Source organism: Cellvibrio fontiphilus (assembly GCF_042646205.1).
Classification (GTDB): Bacteria; Pseudomonadota; Gammaproteobacteria; order Pseudomonadales; family Cellvibrionaceae; genus Cellvibrio; species Cellvibrio fontiphilus_A.
In genome coordinates, this window is sequence record NZ_JBHRTF010000004.1 from 455,906 (window position 1) to 474,927 (window position 19,022).

The window sequence follows — 19,022 nt, forward strand, 5'->3', positions numbered from 1 at the left end:
GATTCCAGTGGCGGCTTGTTGTACTACTTATTCTGTTGGGCCATTTTCCAGTCGCGCACCACCAGCACCAGGCGTACATCTTTGTGTTCGGCGGTGATTTTGCCGGGCAGGGCGAAGGTTTGATTCCCTAGCGGGTAGTTTTTGTATTGGCTGTAGGCTATTGACCAGCCACCTTGTTCGAGCTGTGCCAGCAGCCCTGCCGCATTCTGTTGCAGGTGGGTGATTCGTTGTTTGGGCGCCGGTACGCCGCGCACCCAGTAGGTGAGCTGGGCTACAGGGAGTGTCCAGCCCGCAGCTTTTCTGATGAGCGCCTCGGCGCTTCTTGCCTCGAGTGGTTCGCTACCCGACTGTTCCAGGCGCACTTTATGTGGTGTGCCGGTGATAATCATGCGTTTTTGTCCGAGTGGGCCGCTGAGATTAATTTGATAATCGCTAGCTTGCTGCGCCCATTTGAGCGAGGCGCTGCCGCTGTCGTCGCTGGTGCGAATGCCTAGCTTGCCGTTTAGCTCCCATTGGCTAATGGCTTGTAGTTGTTGTTGATGCGCAAGCAGGTCGGGTGGCGGTGTAAGTGTGCTGCGATGAGCGCAGCCTGAAATCAACAGCAAGAGAAGCAATGGCAGCAAGCAGCGGCTCAGCATTATAGATCGGCCTTAAGGCGAGTGATGGTTTCGTGGATGGTTTTGTTGCCGGGTTCGCGTTGTAAGGCTTCGCGCCAAATGCGCCGGGCTTCCTCTTGATCGCCAATGGCCCAGAGCACCTCTCCCAAATGAGCACCGATTTCAGCATTGGGGGCAGTTTCATAGGCTTGGCGCAGGTAGTGAAGGGCATCGGGGTATTTGCCGGTGCGGTAGTGTAGCCAGCCCATGGAGTCAATAATGGCGGCATCATCGGGCTTCAAGCGCAGCGCTTTTTCGAGCAACTCATAGGCTTCGTCAAACCTTTGGGTGCGGTCTGCCAATATGTAGCCCAGGGAGTTGAGCGCGGCGACATTGTCTTTGTCCAGCTTCAGTATTTGCCTTAAGTCGCGTTCGGTTGCTGTCAGGCGTTGGCGCTCATGGTTAAGCATGGCGCGTGCGAATAACAGGCGGGTGCTAACCGGGAAGTGGCTGAGCCCTTCGTTCAGAACTTGTTCGGCTTGCAGTACATGATTGTGTCTGACTAGTGTTTGGCTGTGCAGCACATAAAGTGCTTCGCTCTGGTCAGGGAAGCGCAAGCGTACTCGATTCATGTGTTGCTCGGCGCTGAGGAAATCCTCCTGGCGCACAAAGATGTCCAGTAGCTGCAAGGTGGCAGACAGGAAGTCATTGCCATTATTTACTTGCAAGTAATGAATAATCGCCTCTTGCATGTCGTTGCGGGCCTCCGCCATGCGCCCCAGATAATAATTGGCAGTGGCGGTGTGCTGGTCGCGATCCAATAATTGCTCAAAACTGGTGCGTGCGGTTTCCAGATCCTGACGTTCCAGGGAAATAATGCCGAGTGATAGCAGTATGTCGCCATTGGCGGGTTGCTGCTGGCTCAAAATGGCAAATTGTTCCTGGGCCAGCGCTAGATCGTGATGGGTCAAGATGCGCGCATATTGCTGCCTCAGGCTGGTGTTTTCCGGATAGAACTCCAGCAGGCTGGCCATTTTGGCAATGGCCTCATTGTCGCGTTTGAGTTGATGTAGCAGGTTCGCTTCTAGTATCGCGGCAGGAATGCTGCGGGGATGCAAGGTGAGCGTTTTGCGCACCTGCTCCATGGCGGAGGGGTAATCGCCACTTTGTTGCAGCAGTATGCCCTTGCCTACCAATAGTTGTTCATCTTCCGGGTGGCGCGCTAGCTGCCGGGAGAAATCTTCCAGCAGTAAGCTGCGGGCGGCTTCATCGATACTGGCGGCACTGGCCGCAATGTTTTGAAACAGCGGTTCGCCACCTTCGTCTTGCAGTAGCACCGAATAATGAAAGGCCTCCCGCAATTGCCCAAGTTGCAAGTGTGCGAGCGAAGCGTTAGCCAGGGCATCTTGATTGTGTGGCGCGGCATTGGTCCAGAGTTTGGCCATTTCCAACGCGGTGTTGTAATCGTTTAGGTAGCGCGCGATGAGCGTGGCGCGCTCGGCGACTTGTGGGTCGCGGGTTTCCCGTGCCTGCTGTACATAGTTACCCAGCGCCAGATCATACTGGGCGCGGCTGCCGGCAATTTCGGCGGCAAGCAGTGAATAAAGGGTTTCTGTCGGAAATGGGCGGGCGGGGATTTGCACCCTGACCTCGGTGGCCGTCGGCGCTGATTCCGGTGCTTGCTCCACTGCCGCTGCGCTACGGCTGGCTTGTAGGCTGCAGCCGCTGAGCACCCAGTAAAGGGTGATGCTCGACAATATCAGGGGGCGGTGTTTGATCATGCTCGACCAGTAACAGGAATGGAAAGCGCAAACGGCGGCGCGGCTTGCCATGATAAACGGGCGACTAGCTTATAAAAAGGGGACAGTTGTCATTAATCGTTAATGCCGGCTCCGGGCGAGTTGGGGTTAGGTAACCGGAGCTATTGATCTAAAGTAGCCCGCGGCGCTGGGCGAGATGGGGTTGCGCCTGCAGAATGGTGCGTGTGCGCAAATAGGTCTGTTGGATCAAGTAGGCATCCAGGCTTGCGCGGTGGCGGCGCGATGCATGCTCATTGGCGAGTTGTTTTTTGGTGGCATCCCACAGTAATAGCTGGGCTTCGCTGGCGATCATCTCTATGGGGCTCAAATGAAATCGCATCTGGGTACGCGCCGCAAAAAACAGCCGGTTCAACCAGGCGCTATCGTGTGTCCAGGCATCGCTATAAGCCGTCACCTCACCTAAAAAAGCATTGAGTTCGGTGCATACCACGCTAGCCGGTTTGCCGCGGTTGCACAGGGCGATACGGCTAATGCCGTGTACAGCTTCCGCATCGGTGGACCAATGCTGCCAGTCGTCGAGCGGTTTGATCAGTGCGCAGTAGCGGTCGCCATTGGGCTTTATTGCGCCTATTTCTATGGGATAGCTGTTGCTGCCAAAACCCGAGGCTTCAATATCGATGATGATGGGGCAGGGGTTCTGGCGCATAACAAATCCTCAAGGTGCATTTCGATAATGAGATAAATGGGGCGTGGCGGCTCCAAATTAGCTGGTGTTTATGCAGGGATTATCGGCTTGCCTCTTGTCACGCCAAGCGGCGAACCCGACAATACCGCCCTAAATTACTACTAGCGCCCCCAATGACCCTGTTAGCCTTTGGTATCAACCACACGACTGCACCTCTTGCCCTGCGCGAGCGGGTGGCCTTTGCGCCGGAAAACCTGCAGTCGGCGATGCAGGAGGCCTGCGCGCAGGCGGGCTTAAGTGAAGTGGCCATATTATCCACTTGCAATCGCACTGAAATTTACGCCACCAGCGAGTCAGACGCCAGCGCAATCCGGCAGTGGCTGGTTAATCACACGGCGATAGATGCATCTGACCTCGCCAACAGCTATTACTGTTACGCGGATCAGGAAGCGGTTCGCCATATGATGAAAGTGGCAGGCGGCCTTGATTCCCTGGTGCTGGGTGAGCCGCAAATTTTGGGCCAAATGAAATCGGCATTTGCCGTTGCCAAAGAGGCGGGCACATTAGGTGCTGAACTGCATGCCACCTTCCAGCAGGTCTTTAATATTGCCAAGCGGGTGCGCACGGAAACGGCGATTGGTGAAAATCCGGTGTCTGTCGCCTATGCGGCGGTGAGCCTGGCGCAGCAGATTTTTTCCAATTTAAAACAGGATACCGCCCTGTTGATAGGCGCAGGCGAAACTATCGAACTGGTGGCGCGTCACCTTGCAGAGCAGGGCATCAAGCACATTATTGTTGCCAACCGCACCCTTGATCGCGCCCAGCGTCTGGCGCGGGAGTTTCATGGAGAGGCGATTTTGCTCGCCGATATTCCCGAGTATTTGCATCGCGCTGATATTGTGATTTCGTCCACCGCCAGCCAATTGCCGCTACTGGGTAAAGGTGCGGTGGAATCGGCACTGAAAAAACGCAAACACAAACCCATGTTTATGCTCGATATTGCCGTGCCGCGCGATATTGAGGAGCAGGTGGGTGAGTTGGATGATGTTTATCTTTACACCGTAGATGATTTGCATGCGGTGATTGATGAAAACAAAAAATCCCGCGTGGCGGCCGCCGATCAAGCTGAAGAAATTATCAACGAGGGCGTGGAATTATTTTTGCGTCACCAGCGCGCACTCAATGCCGTGGAAACGGTAAAAGCTTATCGCCAAAAAGCGGAGCAATTACGCGATTTGGAATTGCAAAAGGCGCTGCGCAGTTTGCAGGCGGGCGCCAATGCGGAGCAAGTGCTGCATCAGTTTGCGCGCAACCTCACCAATAAATTAATTCATTCGCCCACCACCGTGTTAAAAGAAGCCAGCGCCAGCTCGCGCCATCATGTGTTGCAAGTGGCGCATGAATTGTTTGAGTTGTCGCTGGGCGCTGAATCTGCCGGTAGCGATAAAGAATCTGTTAACCCTGCTGCAACCAATAGCAGCGCCGCAAGTGAGTCATAATGAAAGCGTCTATTTTAGAAAAACTGGATCGACTTAAAGAGCGCTATGAAGAAGTGAGCGCGCTTTTGTCGGAAGCTGATGTCATCAACAACCAAAATAAGTTTCGCGAGCTTTCCAAAGAGTATGCGGAACTTGAACCGGTAGTGCAGGGTTATAAAAATTATTTGCAGTTGCTCGCCAATATCGAAGAGGCCAAACACCTGTTGGTGGATGGTGATGCCGATATGAAAGAAATGGCAGAGGAAGAGTTAAAAGACTGCGAGGCACAACTTGAGCCGATGCAATTGGAGTTGCAAAAACTCTTGTTGCCCAAAGATCCTAACGATGAGAAAAACTGCTACCTGGAAATTCGCGCCGGCACCGGCGGCGATGAAGCAGCGATTTTCTCCGGCGATTTATTTCGTATGTATTCGCGCTATGCTGAAACCCAGGGCTGGCGTGTAGAAGTGCTTAGCCAGAACGAAGGTGAGCACGGCGGCTACAAAGAAATTATTACGCTGGTCAGCGGGCAGGGCGTGTATTCAAAACTAAAATTTGAGTCGGGCGCTCACCGCGTACAGCGTGTACCGGAAACCGAATCCCAAGGGCGTATCCATACTTCTGCTTGCACCGTTGCTGTTATGCCGGAAGCGGACGAAATGGAAGAGATCAATATCAACAAAGCCGATTTGCGCATCGATACCTTCCGCGCCTCGGGTGCCGGTGGTCAGCACGTTAACAAAACCGATTCGGCGATTCGTATTGTGCACATTCCCACTGGTTTGGTCATTGAATGTCAGGACGAGCGCTCGCAACATAAAAACCGCGCGCGTGCGATGAGTTTGCTCGCCACCAAATTAAAAACCATGCAGGAAGATGCCGCGCATAAATCGCTCTCCGATGAGCGCCGCAATCTGGTGGGTTCCGGCGACCGCTCCGAGCGTATCCGCACGTACAATTATCCGCAGGGGCGAGTTACTGACCATCGCATCAACCTTACACTCTATTCGCTGGATGCGATTATGCAGGGTGATCTCAACCCGATTGTTGGCCCTCTTGCCAATGAATACCAAGCTGATCAGTTGGCGGCGATTGCGGATTAATGCGCGATATTAGTGTTGCACAATGTTTGCAACTTGCAGGCGAGCTGGAGTCGATAAGCGATTCCGCGCGTCTTGATATCGAACTGATCCTCTGTCATCTGCTGCAAAAAAATCGCACCTATCTGTTTACCTGGCCAGATAAACAATTATCGGCAGAACAGACGGAGATTTTTTTGCAGCTGTTCAATCGCCGTAAATCCGGCGAGCCAATAGCCCACATTATCGGTCAGCGCGAATTTTGGTCGCTGCCGCTCGCGGTAAATAATTCCACCCTGATTCCGCGCCCGGATACTGAATTATTAGTCGAGACATTGCTGGAATTATTTGCGCAGGATTCACCACAGCAATTACGTCAGTGTCTGGACTTGGGTACAGGAACCGGTGCGATTGTGTTGGCCATTGCAAGCGAAAAACCACACTGGAATTTATTGGGGGTAGATTTTTCGGCAGATGCCGTTGCGCTCGCCCAACACAATTGTGAGCAGCTTGGCTTCAAACATGTGACCATTGCGCAAAGCAACTGGTTTGCGCAGATTCCGCAGCAAAAGTTTGACGTAATTGTTAGTAATCCGCCCTACATAGATCCGCAAGATCCGCACCTTGAACAAGGTGATGTGCGGTTTGAACCACGCTCGGCGCTGGTGGCAGAGAATAGTGGTCTTGCGGATATCGAATTGATTCTTCAGCAAAGCTGGGGTTATTTACACGAGCGCGCGTGGCTGTTGCTTGAGCATGGTTTTGATCAGGCGCAGGCGGTGCGCAACTTATTTTTCAAACGAGGTTTTGTGCAGGTGGAAACCCGGCTAGATCTGGGTGGTAATGAGCGCATCACGCTGGGCAGAAAAGGTCAGGAGTAATTCATGAACGACGAACAACTGCTGCGCTACTCGCGTCAGATTATGTTGCCGGATGTGGATCTGGACGGGCAGGAAAAATTATTGGCCGCGCGGGTGTTGATTATCGGTCTGGGCGGTTTGGGCTCTCCGGTTGCTATGTACCTCGCCGCTGCCGGTGTTGGCCATTTAGTGCTGGCCGATTTTGACGCGGTGGATTTAACCAATTTGCAACGCCAGATTGTGCATACTGGTGCGCGACTGGGGATGAACAAAGCGGTATCGGCGGCGCAGGCGTTACGCGAATTAAATCCCGAGGTGCGGGTTGATTGCATCGAACAGGTTTTAGATGCAGAAAATCTTGCCGAACAAATCGCGAGTGCCCATGTTGTCGTTGATTGCACTGATAATTTTGCCACGCGCTTTGCGATTAATGCCGCCTGTGTTGCGGCAAAAGTGCCGCTCGTTTCCGGTGCCGCTATTCGCCTGGAAGGGCAGGTAGCGGTATTCGATTCACGCTCGGCAACTGCACCCTGTTATCGCTGTTTATATGCAGAGGACAGCGATGATTTAACCTGCGCAGCCAATGGTGTGCTCGCGCCGCTGGTGGGCATTATCGGCTCCATGCAAGCACTGGAAACAATTAAATTAATTTGCGGTTTTGGTACGACCCTCGCCGGGCGTTTATTGCTATTGGATGCGCGCCACAGTCAGTGGCGCGAACTGGCTTTACCTAAAGATCCGCAGTGCCCGGTATGTGCTCATTCCGCACCTGTGTAAATAACTTGTTTTTTGCAATGGTGCCTTTATATTGGCGCCATCCACAGCTTACTCCATTTACATTTACTCACTTAAAGGTGTTCTGATGAGCGACGTTCCTTCTGCCTACAAAACCGGTTTTTTCCCCACACTGATTTTTGGTTCGCGCTGGCTACAACTACCGCTTTACCTAGGTTTGATTATTGCCCAATGCGCCTACGTATTTCTCTTCCTGAAAGAACTTACACACTTGGTACTTGATGTTAATTCATTAAGTGAACAGACCATCATGTTGATCGTGTTGGGTCTGATTGACGTGGTGATGATTTCAAACTTGTTAGTGATGGTGATCGTTGGCGGTTATGAAACGTTTGTATCGCGCCTGCGTTTGGACGGTCACCCGGATCAACCTGAATGGCTCAGCCATGTAAATGCCACTGTGCTCAAAGTAAAACTGGCGATGGCGATTATCGGTATCTCCTCAATCCATTTATTAAAAACCTTTATTGAAGCCGGCAATATTGGTATGCCCGGTGCGAAGTTCACCGAAGAAGGCGTGATGTGGCAAACCATCATTCACATGACCTTTATTTTCTCCGCCATAGGTATTGCCTACACCGATTGGCTAATGCAAAAAGTAAGTTCAGCCAATAAAAACGGTCATTGATTTTTTGCGCAGTGCGTTACTCCACGTCTTGGCCTATGCTAGTTTGATGGCGCATGAATTTATACAATAGGAGCGGTTTATGAACGTTGAAGTCGGTGGTTTTTTAGGGCTTGTTCTGCTGATCTGTGTGGTTTATGCGATTGTGAAAACTACCCAGAGTCGCGCCAGCACCGGCGCTAAAGTGATTTGGATTGTGGTGTTGTTGCTCTTGCCTTTGTTGGGTTTTATTTTGTGGTTTTTATTTGGCCCCAAATAAAATCCGGGTTAACCGACCTACTGCAGTAGCCGCTCGGGTATAGCTGGTGCAGTTGTGATTGGCAGGCGAATCCTGGCCTGCCATTTTCAAAAAACAAAAACTAATTAAAAAATCCTTTCTTTAATTCCGCATGTTGTTGCGGTTGTAACCGCGGGCCAAATTGTGAAACGACTTTGGCTGCTGCATGGTTGGCAAACTCTGCGGCGGCCTTGAAGTTTCTCCCTTGATTGATGGCATACAAAAATGCACCGGCAAACATATCGCCGGCACCATTGGTGTCCACCGGAGTCGTTTTTGCGCCGGGCACTTGGATTAATTCATTGCCATCAAATACCAGCGCGCCTTCGGCGCCGCAGGTGATGGCGAATTGTTTGCAGTATTTTTTCAGCGCCATGCAGGCGTCTTCCAGGTTATGGGTTTTGGTAAAACCTATGGCTTCATCGCGATTGCAAAAAATTAAATCCACGCCCTCACCAATCATTTCCACCAGCCCGTCATAGAAAAATTGCACCATCGCCGGGTCGGATAAGCTCAGTGCCGTTTTGGTGTTGTTGGCTTCGGCTTGCTTGCGCAACTCAATCGCGGCGGCGCGCCCGCTCATGGAGCTGACCAAATAGCCTTCGATGTAAACGTAATGCGATTGGGCAATGGCATCGAGATCCAATTCGTCAACCGAGAGGGTTTCGCTAATGCCGAGGAAAGTATTCATGGTGCGCTCGGCATCGGGGGTAATCATCACCAGACATTTGCCGGTAATACCCGCGGGCGGCGTGATATGGCTTGGGGTTTTTACGCCGGCGGCGTGAATATCATTTAAGTAAAACGCGCCATTGTCGTCATTAGCGACTTTGCAGGAGTAAAAATTGTCACAGCCAAAATAGCTGGCAGCGATGATGGTATTTGCGGCGGAGCCACCGCTGGCGCGATGGGAGGCTACCAGATGATCGCTCAGGTATTCGATGAGATCTTTCTGGCGCGCTTCGTCCACCAGCGTCATCACACCTTTGGCAACGGCCATGCGGGTGAGGTCGGTATCGGTGAGGGTGATTTCGGTATCGACCAGCGCGGCGCCTATGCCGTAGATATGATATTGCTTGCTCATGTGAATGCCTTGGAGGAGTGAATGTAAAGTGAAAACCGGCGGCATTATGCAAAATTCAATTCGCGCTATAAAGCGCTTGCCCTTTGTCTCGCATTCAGCGGGGGTGGCAGTTAAACTTGCGCACAAATTTTTAGCCCCTCTATTTCTAAGATTCTCCCCATGACCAAACGCCGTGTTAGCACCAGTCGCTCCAGCTCCAGCCGTTCAAACAAGGGCCGCGCCAAATCCTCCAGCCGGCGTACAACCTGGGCTTTGGCACGTATTTGGATTGTCTACGGCCTGTTGCTGTTAGTCGCCCTGCTGGGGGTGTGGACGCTCTATCTGGATTCGGTTGTGCGCTCCAAATTTGAGGGCAAAAAGTGGTCGCTGCCGGCGCGAGTTTATGCGCGCCCGCTGGAATTGTATTTGGGGCAATCGCTGTCGCCGGTGTTATTTGAGCAGGAGCTACGCGCGCTGGGGTATCGCTTTGAGGGCAATATTAACGCGCCGGGGCAGGTGGTTAAAAAAGTGAGCGCTGGCTCCAATGAGGTGACTTACCACATCCACAGCCGCGGTTTTAATTTTTGGGATAAAACCGAACCTGCGCAAAAATTTATGCTGCGCGTTGCCAATGGCAGTGTGCAGGGGCTTATCAATTTGGCGGGTGGCGATTTACCGCTGGTACGTTTGGAGCCGGAAGAGATTGGCGGCTTTTATCCGGCCGATAAAGAGGATCGCCTGCTGGTGCGTCTGGCTGACCTGCCTCCGCTGTTGGGCGAGACGCTGCTGGCGGTGGAGGACAAACATTTCCTCGATCATCGCGGCGTATCGCCCTTGGCGATTTTGCGCGCGGCCTGGGTGAATACCACCAGCGGCGGGGTGGTGCAGGGCGGTAGTACCATCACCCAGCAATTGGTGAAAAACTTTTACCTCACTAATGAGCAGAGTCTGCTGCGCCGCAAAATTCCGGAAGCGATTATGGCGATCTTGCTGGAGGTGCATTACAGCAAATCCGAGATTCTGGAAACTTACATCAATGAAGTGTTTTTAGGCCAAAGCGGTGCGCGCTCGATTAATGGTTTTGCGCTGGGCGCCCAGCATTATTTCCGCAAGCCATTGCGCGAGCTGGATACCCATGAACTGGCGCTGCTGGTTGGGTTGGTCAAAGGTGCCTCCTACTACAACCCCTGGCGCAATCCTGAGCGCGCCAAGGCCCGGCGCAATGTGGTGTTGGGGGTAATGCATCAAGAGGGGTTGATCGATGCGGCGCAACTCAAGCGCGCCCAGGCGGCACCGCTCGGCATAGTGGCCGAGGGTGAATCGCGCACCACGACTTATCCCGCGTTTATGGAGCTGGTCAAACGCCAGCTGAATCAGGACTACAACGAAGAGGATCTGCGCAGCGAAGGCCTGCGGATTTTTACCAGCCTGTCGCCCATGGTGCAGCGTCAGGCTGAGCGCGCTATGCAGGCGCGCCTGCCGGAATTGGAAAAGCGTTTCAAAACCAAAAATGTACAAGCCAGTATGGTGGTGACCTCGGTCGGCGGTGGCGAGATCCTGGCACTGCTGGGGGATCGCAACCCGCGCTTTGTGGGCTTTAACCGCGCGCTGGATGCCAAGCGCCAGATTGGCTCGCTAATGAAGCCTTTTGTCTTCCTCGCGGCGCTGGAGCAACCCCAGAAATACCATCTGGCGACCACGGTGAGCGACGACCCGGTGAGTTACAAATCCGGTGGCAAATGGTGGGCGCCACAAAATGCCGATAAACAAAACCACGGCGATATCCCGCTCTACAAGGCGCTGGCCTTCTCCTACAACCAGGCCACTGCGCGCCTTGGTATGACCCTCGGGCTGGATACAGTCGCCCAGGTGGTCAAGCGCGCCGGTTACGCGGGCGATGTGCCAGCACTACCGGCCATGCTGTTAGGTTCGGTGGAGATGTCGCCGCTGGAAGTGGCCGGGATTTATCACACCCTCGCCGCGGAAGGTGTTTACACCCCGCTGAATGCGATTCGCGAAGTGCTGGCGGCGGATGGCAAGCCGCTCAAGCGCTACCCGCTGCAGCTGGAGCAGCGTTTTGACACCGAAACCATCTTCCAGCTGCAGTACGCCATGCAGCGCACCATGCGCGAAGGAACCGGGCGCAGTGCCTACAACCAGTTGCCGGCAAGCCTTGAAGTGGCGGGTAAAACCGGCACGACTAACGAGCAGCGCGACAGCTGGTTTGCTGGCTACAGCGGTGAGCACCTGGCGGTGGTCTGGCTCGGGCGCGATGACAACAGCGCCACCCCGCTGAGCGGCGCTGGCGGCGCCCTGCAGGTGTGGACTGAGTTTATGAAACAGTTGCCCAGCCAGAGCTTGCCGCAGGAACCGCCACCGGGTGTGAGTTTTGATTGGTTGGATGGCGCCAGCGGCAAGCTCAGTGCCGAAGGCTGTATAGGCGCTGTTTGGCTGCCGCTGCGCGACGACGCCCGCCCGCAAGAGTCGGCCAGCTGCCTGCTGCCCAACAGCAATAATCCGGTTAAAAATTTCTGGCAGCGTTTGGTCAACTAGTCATTATTGGCGGGCGATGGCGCCTAAAAAAATAAATCACTCAGGTGAATCCGGCGCTCGCTAGACTGTGTCCTAGTGAGTGAGTTGGGGGCAAATATGATTATCCTGCCCGGATTTTTCCTGAGAGGTTTTTCCCATGACATTATTTCCTCGCGTCGCATATCGCCTGTTGGCCATAGCCGGCGTCACGCTAGTCGGGTTTATGCCCCTGGCCCATGCTTTTTCTGCACAGGCAGCGGAGCTGGAGGGCACAGTCGTTCCCATCGATTCCCCGGCGCTTCAGGCCAGTAGCGACAGCCAAGCTTCCGCTGCTGCTGCGACCCTGCCGGCAGAAGTTGCGCCATCGCCCGCTGCGCCCCCGGTAGCCCCAGAACCGCCGCATCATCCGCAACACGGCGATTGGGAACGGGAGCTGGAGGCCGGTCTGAAAGGGGCTTTTGGCGGCCATCAGCAAAATGATTATGAAGACGCCGTCCAAACGGCCGTGCTGATTCCGCTATTTGCAGTGATTTTCATTTTTGGCGGCCCGGTTTTCCTGATTTGTTATTTGATCTCCAAGCGCTACCACTATCGCCAACTGCGCCAGCAGAACATCAACAACAATATCGATAAATTACTTGCCGCCGGCCGCGATATCCCGGTGGAGCTGCTGCGTGGCGATGAACCCAAAGGCGCCGACGATAACGGCAACCGCAGCAAAGGTATTCGCAACATTTGTCTGGGCGCCGGGTGGTTCCTATTCCTGACCATTATGGTGGGCTTTGATGTAGGCTCGCTGGCGTTTATCTGGATTGCCTTGGGTGTATCCCAAGTATTGATTTGGTACCTGAACCAGCCCAAAGCCGGGCAGTCGCTTGCACCACAGGTTGAGCAGCAGGACTAAACGGCAATGTCCCTTTCCGATCAGGAATTAATTGCGCGGGTGGTAAACCGCCGGGATCAGCACGCCTTCGCGCAGCTGGTCCTGCGGTACCAGTCGGCCTTGCGTATCTGGGCGCGGCGCCTGTGCAACGGCGACACCCACCTCGCAGACGATTTGGCGCAGGAGACCTTTATGAAGGCCTACGCCGCGCTGGGTGCGTTTCGTGCAGAGGCCAAGTTCTCCACCTGGCTGTATCGCATCGCCTTTAATATTGCGGCGAATCGCTGGCGCGCCAAAAAAATAGAATGGTGTGAACTGGATGAAAACGAGGAAATCGAAGCAGAGCAGTGCAGCGTAAAACAATTCCATGCACAAAAAGACGTGGAGGCCGCCATGCAAAGCCTGAGCGCGGGCCAGCAGTTAGCCATTCGCCTCTGTTACGAGGACGGCTTCTCCCATGAGGAAGCGGCGAGTATTATGGGTATTCCTCTCGGTACCGTAAAAACCCACATAGCGCGCGGCAAAACCAAGCTGCAAAGCCTTTTGGCATCCTGGCAGGATGCCTTGCCGCACTAACCAGCCAAGTGAGGTTGACGATGAATGACAATGAGTTGAAACAACACATGAATCGCGAAGATCCCTTCGATAACTTTCTTCGCCAGCAATTGCACAGCAATTACATAGACGACAATGGTTTTGCTGCCCAGGTGATGGCCTCCCTGCCGGCACAAAAACCGCTCAAGCCTTGGCTGGAAAAAGCACTTATCGCCCTGCCGGTCGCGATAATTGCCTTTTTGGTATTGCGTCACTTGCCTTGGCGCGACCTGGTACAGCCGGTTTACGCCTGGTTTTTACTGCTGGATATGACCAGTTTGATCAGTATTGCGATTGCAATATTTTTTGCCTTGGTGGTCGCCCCCGTCGCGTGGATTCTTAACAGCGATAGCTGACGCTGTCTTGATTTAATTGTATCGCCAGGCCTTGTTGTTAAAACGCCTAATCACCAAAAGTGATTAGGCGTTTTTTTTTAAGCGTCAAAAAATATTATCGTCAGAAACAATTGAAAATATTGGAAAAATTCCTTTGGCGTTTTTTTGCACAACACAAATGCCGCTGCTATAAACAAGTGCATAACTATATTTCTTGGGGATACCAATGCTTCGCTTCACCATTGCTAAAAAGCTGATGCTGCTGGTTAGCATTGCTCTGCTTGGATTTGTCATCAGTCAGGTGTATTCACTGTGGGTTGAGCGCGCCAACAGTAGCCGTTTAGCGGAAGTAGAAAAACGTATTTATCCGACATTGGAATTGACCACTGTTAATTTAGGTTCGCTGTTGTTAATGGAGCAGCAAATCAACAGTTCGGTTACTACCGGTGATGCGCAGGTGCTGGCAGATTCAGCCGCGCACTACGAACAAATTCGCAAAAATCTCGCACAACTTTCCAGCCTGAGTAGTGATTTATCCAGCCAGGTAAAAGTTATCGATGACCAATTACAAACCTGGTACACCACTGCCACACGTATCGCACAAAGTTTTATTGATAGCACGGTTGACCTTGAACAAGTGGGTGCAGAAGCGGCAGCCAATGCCGAGCGTTTGCAAAACCTGCGCGACTCATTGGCGACCATGAAAAGTGAAACGGCTAAACGGTTTAATGAATCCATTAGTGAGACGGTTGAATCATCACAAGCCGCTGCACAAATTGCATTGGCGATTGCGGTTTGTGCAGTTGTGGCGCTGATTGCAATCAGTTTGGTGATTAGCCGCTCCATTACGTCCAGCATTAATGAAGTGACAGCATCACTCAAAGAAATGTCTTCTGGTGCAGGTGATTTAACCAAGCGTATTCATTATGCCGGCGATGATGAGATTCGCGATCTGGTGCGTTTTTTTAATGCGTTTGTAGAAAAACTGCACGGCGCGTTTGGCAATGTCAGTCAGGATGTAGGTGCACTTGCACAAGTGGCCAGCCGCTTAACCAATTCCAGCAGCCAAAATTTGCTGCGTATTAACGATCAGGCCGATGCTATATCGGCGATGCGCAGCTCCATTGATGATTTATTGCAAACCGTCAATGAAATCGCAAAATTTGCCGACAATGCTTCACTGCAAGCACAAGACGCCAGCTCAGCCGCCGCACGCGGGAAAGAAACCCTGACTACGAATGTAACAACGATTAGCACTTTGGCTGAGGAAGTGCGCAGCGCAGCGAGTGTGGTAAACCGTTTTGAAGAATTTTCTGCCGATGTTGGCAGCTTGTTAAACACCATTCAAAACGTGGCGGAGCAAACGAATTTACTGGCCTTGAATGCTGCTATTGAAGCGGCGCGCGCCGGTGAACACGGGCGCGGTTTTGCGGTAGTGGCCGATGAAGTGCGCGGGCTTGCGGTGCGCACCCGCCAGGCAACCGAAGAAATTCATAAAGTGATTGGCGAATTGCGCAGCGTATCAGCGAGTGCGGTCACCGCTATGCAGGGCAGTGTGGAGCGCGCTAATCGCGGTGTGGAGGCTACAACAGCCTCGGGTGAAGTGCTCAATTCCATTTTAAATAATGTCGATAACATCAGCAGTATTAATGAAAAAATCGCCGCTGCTACCCATGAACAAACCCTGACATTTGCGCAGGTGTCCGAGCATGTCAACGGGATTTATCACAACACCCAACTGGTTACCAGCAGCACCAATGAATTGGATGAGGTGAGCCGCGACATAGACCACATCAGTCAGGAATTGCACAAAATCGCCAGCCAATTCCGCGTGTAATTTATTTTTCAAGGAATACAAACACAGGAAGTGTTAACAATCAGGAGTGAGAAATCGATGCTAAAACACAGCTCAAGTTTTAAAAGAAATTCGCTGGCTGCCGCTATGTTAATTGCCCTTGCGATACCCGGGGTACAGGCAGCAGATTTAAATATTTCCGGCTTCCTTTCCGTGGGCGGCGGCATGGTGGATGACGACAATGAAACCGGCGCAAATTACGGCGGTTATGAAGAGGATCTGACCTTTGATCGCAGCTTGCTGGGTTTGCAAGTAACCGGGCAAGTCAATGAAAAAGTATCGGCAACAGCCCAATTAATTGCGCGCAAAAATGACAGCTATGAAGTGAATGCCGAGTGGGCATATTTAACCTGGCAGGCGAGCGATAATATTAAATTGCGCGGCGGTCGCTTGCGTACACCCTTCTACATTTATTCCGATTTTCTTGATGTTGGCTATAGCTACGGTTGGATCACACCACCGAGTGAGGTTTATTACCTGCCGTTTAACAATGTGGATGGTATAGACCTATACACCACCCAAACCCTGGGCATTTTTGACACTAGCCTACAAGTATATTTTGGCAGTTTTGATGATGAATTTAATTTGGACGGTGTCACCACCGAGGCTAAAACCCGCAACCAAATGGGGGTGGCAGCAACCCTGGGTAAAGATTGGTGGACACTGCGTGCGGCTTATCATGAAACCGATTTAAGCGTAAATGTGAACGGCGCTATTCTTGATCCAACCTCTGGGTTAACCCTGGGGCAATTCCTTGGAAGTTTGCCAGCGCAATTCAGTTTTGTGGCGCCGCGGGTGTTGGTCGAGGAGGATAAAGCCAGCTTTACCCAAATTGGTTTCACTATAGATACCGGGCGTTTTGTGGCAGCGGCAGAACACGTGGAATTTGAGCCGGAGAACTCTCTGTTCGCAAAAAATGTACGCGAATATGTGATGGGTGGTGTGCGCGCAGGAGCTTGGCTATTTCACCTCACGGCAGCGCGAGCCGATGATGAGGCAGTGAACCTTGCCGAAGGCATTCCCGCCGCGCCCCAAACGGCGGTGTTGATTGGAACCTTAAATGCGATTGCTGAGGCGCAAGCCGATAAACGCGATGTTATTTCATTGGGAACCCGTTGGGATGTCGCCTCGGGGGTTGCGCTGAAATTGCAAATTGACGATGTAGACGATGAGGTCAGAGGCGATCAAAAAGTCTATTCCGTTGCTGTGCAAACCGTGTTTTAAGGGGGCGATTCCATGAAAAAATTATTCAGTTCGCTGGTGGTTAGCTGCGCAATGTTAATGCCTCTGGTGTGTGCGGCAGAAGTGGCAGTGATAGTGCACCCCTCGGCCGCTTTTGATTCGCTGACGGAGGACGACATAGCGCGTCTTTTCCTCGGCAAAAGCAAAAGTTTTCCCAATGGTGCACAAGCAGTTCCTATCAACCAAAATGAAGGCGCGGCCGCGCGGGAAGCATTCAATGTGGCCGTGTGTAAGAAAAATGCCAGCCAATACAAAGCCTATTGGTCGCAACTGGTATTTACCGGTAAAGGCACGCCCCCCAAAGACGGTGGCGATGATGCCGGCGTGAAAGCGCTGGTGGCGGCCAATGCCAATATGATCGGCTATATCGACGCCAGTGCAGTGGATGCCTCGGTAAAGGTCGTTTTTAAGGTGCCCTAAGCCTCTGGCGGAAGCCCCATTAACCCGTAAAGAAAGCCCTGTAAAACTACTCGCACTGCTAAAAAGCCCGCGCTATGCGGGCTTTTTTATTGGCTTAATGGAGGGTTTAGGCCCTGTTTGCCTCCATTTAGGCTAAAATGCGCGCCTTTTTCACCCCAGTAGCCGCCGGTTACCCCTATTTAGTCGCACAGTCGCAGAGAAATTACCCGTGATCTCCACCGCCAATATCACCATGCAATTTGGTGCCAAACCGCTTTTTGAAAATGTTTCGGTCAAATTTAACAACAGCAATCGCTATGGCCTGATCGGCGCCAATGGCTGTGGTAAATCCACCTTCATGAAAATTCTGGGGGGCGATTTGGAGCCATCGGCCGGGCAGGTGATGCTGGAGCCGAACGTGCGTTTGGGTAAATTGAAACAGGATCAATTCGCCTACGAGGAATTCTCGGTGGTGGATACCGTGATCATGGGGCACACCGAACTCTGGGAAATTAAAGCCGAGCGCGACCGTATTTATGCGTTGCCGGAAATGAGCGAAGCGGACGGCATGCGTGTCGCTGAATTGGAAGTCGCCTTTGCCGAAATGGACGGCTACACCGCTGAATCACGCGCCGGCGAATTATTGCTGGGGTTGGATATCCCTATCGAACAACATTTTGGCCCCATGAGTGCAGTGGCACCCGGCTGGAAACTGCGCGTCTTGCTCGCGCAAGCCCTGTTTTCTGACCCGGATGTACTGCTGTTGGACGAACCCACCAACAACCTGGACATCAACACCATTCGCTGGTTGGAAGGCATGCTCACCCAGCGCAACAGCACCATTATTATCATTTCGCACGACCGCCACTTTTTGAATGCGGTGTGCACCCACATGGCAGATCTGGACTACGGCGAGCTGCGCGTTTACCCCGGCAACTACGACGACTACATGATGGCGTCCACCCAGGCGCGCGAAAAATTATTAAACGAAAATGCCAAGAAAAAAGCGCAAATCGCCGAGCTGCAAACCTTTGTGAGCCGCTTCTCCGCCAACGCCTCCAAAGCCAAACAGGCTACCTCGCGCGCCAAACAAATTGAAAAAATCCAACTGGATGACATCAAGCCCTCAAGCCGTGTCAGCCCCTACATTAAATTTGTGCAAAACAAAAAGTTGCATCGCCAGGCAGTGACGCTGGAAGCCGTGAGCAAAGGTTTTGATCGCACCTTGTTTAGCGATTTAAGCCTGCAAGTGGAAGCGGGCGAACGCATTGCGATTATCGGCCCCAACGGCGCGGGTAAAACCACTTTGCTGCGCTGTTTATACGGAGATTTACAACCCGACAGCGGCACAGTGAAATGGGCCGAGCAAGCAGAGATTGGTTACTTTGCGCAGGATCACGCCGCCGATTTTTCCTACGACAGCAATTTGTTTGACTGGATGAAACAGTGGACCAAAGGCGACGAACAATTAGTGCGCGGTGCACTCGGACGCATGTTGTTCTCCAACGACGACGTGAAGAAAAACGTGAAAGTCTTATCGGGCGGTGAAAAAGGCCGCATGTTGTTTGGCAAACTCAGTTTGGTAAACCCCAACGTGCTGCTCATGGACGAACCCACCAACCACTTGGATATGGAATCCATCGAGGCATTAAACCTCGCACTGGAAAATTACCCCGGCACGCTGATTTTCGTCAGCCACGACCGGGAATTCGTCTCCTCCCTCGCCACCCGCATCATCGACATGCAGCCTTCAGGCATTGTGGACTTCCACGGTAACTATGAAGATTATTTGCGTAGTCAGGGGATTTATACCGCGTAATCCCAACCCCCTCCCGGCCTCCCCCTTTGTAAGGGGGAGGGGCTGACTCCCCGTGCGATAAAGTTTGTGCGAAGCTCCAGTCCCCTCCCCTGACAAGGGGAGGGTTAGGGTGGGGTCGCTTTTAATCCCTCCCCTTATGAATGGG

18 protein-coding genes are annotated in these 19,022 nt (G+C 52.7%); 14 read left to right on the forward strand and 4 right to left on the reverse strand.

What is annotated here, in order from left to right:
- Positions 1–23: 23 nt before the first annotated feature.
- The 3 genes from lolB to ACFODX_RS10660 all read right to left on the reverse strand — a co-directional run bounded on the left by lolB (position 24) and on the right by ACFODX_RS10660 (position 3,062).
- Positions 24–638, reverse strand: coding sequence for a lipoprotein insertase outer membrane protein LolB (lolB, locus tag ACFODX_RS10650; protein WP_378118885.1), 615 nt, complete (start codon positions 636–638; stop codon positions 24–26).
- Entirely contained in the window at positions 638–2,377 is a 1,740-nt protein-coding gene (locus tag ACFODX_RS10655) for a tetratricopeptide repeat protein (RefSeq protein ID WP_378118887.1), read from the reverse strand. The genes lolB and ACFODX_RS10655 overlap by 1 nt, the downstream gene beginning before the upstream one ends.
- A 148-nt stretch (positions 2,378–2,525) precedes the next feature.
- A complete protein-coding gene (locus tag ACFODX_RS10660; protein WP_378118889.1) occupies positions 2,526–3,062 on the reverse strand; it encodes a hypothetical protein in 537 nt (178 codons plus the stop codon).
- 152 nt (positions 3,063–3,214) lie between these two features.
- On the opposite strand from ACFODX_RS10660, the gene hemA reads away from it, so the two are divergent.
- The 6 genes from hemA (at position 3,215) to ACFODX_RS10690 (ending at position 8,137) form a co-directional block, all read left to right on the forward strand.
- Positions 3,215–4,540, forward strand: coding sequence for a glutamyl-tRNA reductase (hemA, locus tag ACFODX_RS10665; RefSeq protein ID WP_378118891.1), 1,326 nt, complete (start codon positions 3,215–3,217; stop codon positions 4,538–4,540).
- Positions 4,540–5,622: a peptide chain release factor 1 gene (prfA, locus tag ACFODX_RS10670; protein WP_378118893.1), complete on the forward strand. Its 1,083-nt coding sequence runs from the start codon at positions 4,540–4,542 to the stop codon at positions 5,620–5,622. Before hemA ends, prfA begins: the two co-directional genes overlap by 1 nt.
- On the forward strand, positions 5,622–6,479 hold the full coding sequence (prmC, locus tag ACFODX_RS10675) for a peptide chain release factor N(5)-glutamine methyltransferase (RefSeq protein WP_378118895.1): 858 nt from the start codon (positions 5,622–5,624) through the stop codon (positions 6,477–6,479). Before prfA ends, prmC begins: the two co-directional genes overlap by 1 nt.
- A 3-nt stretch (positions 6,480–6,482) precedes the next feature.
- Complete coding sequence (locus ACFODX_RS10680; protein ID WP_378118897.1) at positions 6,483–7,235, forward strand: HesA/MoeB/ThiF family protein; 753 nt, start codon at positions 6,483–6,485, stop codon at positions 7,233–7,235.
- 85 nt (positions 7,236–7,320) lie between these two features.
- On the forward strand, positions 7,321–7,881 hold the full coding sequence (locus ACFODX_RS10685; protein ID WP_378118899.1) for a TIGR00645 family protein: 561 nt from the start codon (positions 7,321–7,323) through the stop codon (positions 7,879–7,881).
- A 79-nt stretch (positions 7,882–7,960) separates the two neighbouring features.
- Entirely contained in the window at positions 7,961–8,137 is a 177-nt protein-coding gene (locus ACFODX_RS10690; RefSeq protein WP_378118901.1) for a PLDc N-terminal domain-containing protein, read from the forward strand.
- A gap of 100 nt (positions 8,138–8,237) precedes the next feature.
- Here ACFODX_RS10690 and ACFODX_RS10695 read toward each other — a convergent pair whose 3' ends face one another.
- Entirely contained in the window at positions 8,238–9,239 is a 1,002-nt protein-coding gene (locus ACFODX_RS10695; RefSeq protein ID WP_378118903.1) for an adenosine kinase, read from the reverse strand.
- Between the two features lie 159 nt (positions 9,240–9,398).
- On the opposite strand from ACFODX_RS10695, the gene mrcB reads away from it, so the two are divergent.
- The 8 genes from mrcB (at position 9,399) to ACFODX_RS10735 (ending at position 18,877) form a co-directional block, all read left to right on the forward strand.
- Positions 9,399–11,771: a penicillin-binding protein 1B gene (gene mrcB, locus ACFODX_RS10700; protein WP_378118905.1), complete on the forward strand. Its 2,373-nt coding sequence runs from the start codon at positions 9,399–9,401 to the stop codon at positions 11,769–11,771.
- 136 nt (positions 11,772–11,907) lie between these two features.
- A complete protein-coding gene (locus ACFODX_RS10705; protein ID WP_378118907.1) occupies positions 11,908–12,654 on the forward strand; it encodes a DUF6249 domain-containing protein in 747 nt (248 codons plus the stop codon).
- A 6-nt stretch (positions 12,655–12,660) separates the two neighbouring features.
- Positions 12,661–13,209 carry an RNA polymerase sigma factor gene (locus ACFODX_RS10710; RefSeq protein WP_378118909.1) on the forward strand — a complete coding sequence of 183 codons (549 nt, stop codon included), beginning with the start codon at positions 12,661–12,663 and terminating at the stop codon, positions 13,207–13,209.
- A 20-nt stretch (positions 13,210–13,229) separates the two neighbouring features.
- A complete protein-coding gene (locus ACFODX_RS10715; RefSeq protein ID WP_378118911.1) occupies positions 13,230–13,583 on the forward strand; it encodes a hypothetical protein in 354 nt (117 codons plus the stop codon).
- 205 nt (positions 13,584–13,788) lie between these two features.
- Entirely contained in the window at positions 13,789–15,399 is a 1,611-nt protein-coding gene (locus ACFODX_RS10720) for a methyl-accepting chemotaxis protein (RefSeq protein ID WP_378118913.1), read from the forward strand.
- A gap of 105 nt (positions 15,400–15,504) precedes the next feature.
- On the forward strand, positions 15,505–16,641 hold the full coding sequence (locus ACFODX_RS10725) for a DNA topoisomerase IV (RefSeq protein WP_378118915.1): 1,137 nt from the start codon (positions 15,505–15,507) through the stop codon (positions 16,639–16,641).
- 12 nt (positions 16,642–16,653) lie between these two features.
- A complete protein-coding gene (locus ACFODX_RS10730) occupies positions 16,654–17,079 on the forward strand; it encodes a phosphate ABC transporter substrate-binding protein (protein ID WP_378118917.1) in 426 nt (141 codons plus the stop codon).
- Positions 17,080–17,287: 208 nt separating this feature from the next.
- Positions 17,288–18,877 (forward strand): ABC-F family ATPase, encoded by a 1,590-nt coding sequence (locus tag ACFODX_RS10735; protein ID WP_378118919.1) that lies wholly within the window; start codon positions 17,288–17,290, stop codon positions 18,875–18,877.
- Positions 18,878–19,022: the final 145 nt, after the last annotated feature.